General features: G+C 49.0%; 1 protein-coding gene. It reads right to left on the reverse strand.

Annotated features, from left to right (window positions below):
• Window positions 1–836: aminotransferase class III-fold pyridoxal phosphate-dependent enzyme (locus R7Z41_RS24145; RefSeq protein ID WP_318141657.1), on the reverse strand; the 836-nt coding region annotated here is incomplete at its 3' end.
• Between the last annotated feature and the right edge of the window lie 317 nt (window positions 837–1,153).

Here is a 1,153-nt window from a genome sequence, read left to right on the forward strand (position 1 = left end):
TAAACCGGACCTGTTGGTGCGATAAATTGCATCACATCTTTACGTCCACCAAACGCTCCAACCGGCATCCCACCACCAATGATTTTACCCAGCGTAGTGAGATCGGGTTTGATGTCGTAATACGCTTGCGCGCCGCCCAGTGCCACACGGAACCCCGTCATCACTTCATCAAAAATCAACAGCGCATTGTGGCGGTTACACAATTCACGCAGACCTTGTAAAAACGCGTTGCTGGCTGGCACCACACCGCCTTCCCCCTGGATGGGTTCGACAATCACCGCACAGGTATAGACGTCAATCAGCGCGCTGGCAGAGTTAATATCGTTATATGCAGCATGACGAATATCCGCCGGCAGTGGCGCAAAATCCTGTGAATAGGCTGGCTGCCCACCCGCACTGACAGTAAACAGCGTGCGACCATGAAACGCATTTTTGAACGCCACGATGCCGCTCTTATGGCTGCCGTAGCGGTCGTGAGCGAATTTACGCGCCAGTTTTAGCGCCGCTTCGTTGGCTTCCGCACCGGAGTTACAAAAGAAGACGCGATCGGCAAACGTGGCGTCGATCAATTTTTTCGCCAGTCGCAGTACCGGCTCGTTGGTGTAACCGTTGCCGGTATGCCAGAACTTACTCGCCTGTTCGTTCAGCGCTTCACGCAGTTCCGGATGCGCATGGCCCAGCGCGTTCACCGCAATGCCACCCGCGAAGTCGATATACTCTTTCCCCTGCTGATCCCACAAGCGCGAACCTTCGCCACGTACCGGTATAAAGGGTGCCGGAGCGTAAACAGGTATCATCCATTCATCAAAGTTTTCACGCGTAATTGGCTGAGACATAGCGACCTCTATAGTAAATAATTCGTTATTTATATGTTAACAATAAGTAATGTTTGCGCTGTAAATGTAGATTGCAGGGTTCGTGCCAGCCAGTGATAAAAGTGCATAAACGGCGGAGGCTAACTGGAAATCAAGGAGTTATAACCAAACCATATGCATTTAAAGTGCATATTAAGTGAATACGTTTGCGATGTGGGTGAATAAAAAGAATAAAAAACGCAATGTTATGCAGAAGTAAAATATAATTCTGGAATTGTGATCATTGACGAAATTTACTGGAAATTAATGCGACATTCTGACGCAGCGCGCATCAAAAG

It is taken from the genome of Vibrio sp. 1457 (assembly GCF_033340195.1).
Taxonomy (GTDB): domain Bacteria; phylum Pseudomonadota; class Gammaproteobacteria; order Enterobacterales; family Vibrionaceae; genus Vibrio; species Vibrio alginolyticus.